Source organism: Pseudomonas sp. AC083, from assembly GCF_979253165.1.
On record NZ_CEEDDH010000262.1, the window covers coordinates 1 to 249 of the forward strand.

Annotated in this window: 1 protein-coding gene; it reads right to left on the reverse strand. The window is 36.1% G+C overall.

All coding sequences use genetic code 11. The annotated features are described in order from the left end of the window. The coding region (locus AC0IXA_RS27895) for a hypothetical protein (RefSeq protein WP_471814978.1) at positions 1 to 249 on the reverse strand (249 nt) is incomplete at both ends.

The window sequence follows — 249 nt, forward strand, 5'->3', positions numbered from 1 at the left end:
TAGCCAGTAGTTGCGTTAATTGTTTTGATAATAAAGCATTTTGTTTCTTTAAAAGTTCTATATCACTTGGTGGGAGAGGGGCTGATTTTAAGCTATCTATATACTCCTGTGTCGCTGATTCATACCATTGTTGTTTTTCCACATCAAAAGCTGCTTTATAAAAAGAAGGATTATTGGGTGGAGCGATTGTTGTGCATTGATCTGGAATGACATAATTACCTTCATCATCCCTTTCGAACACTTCGATAG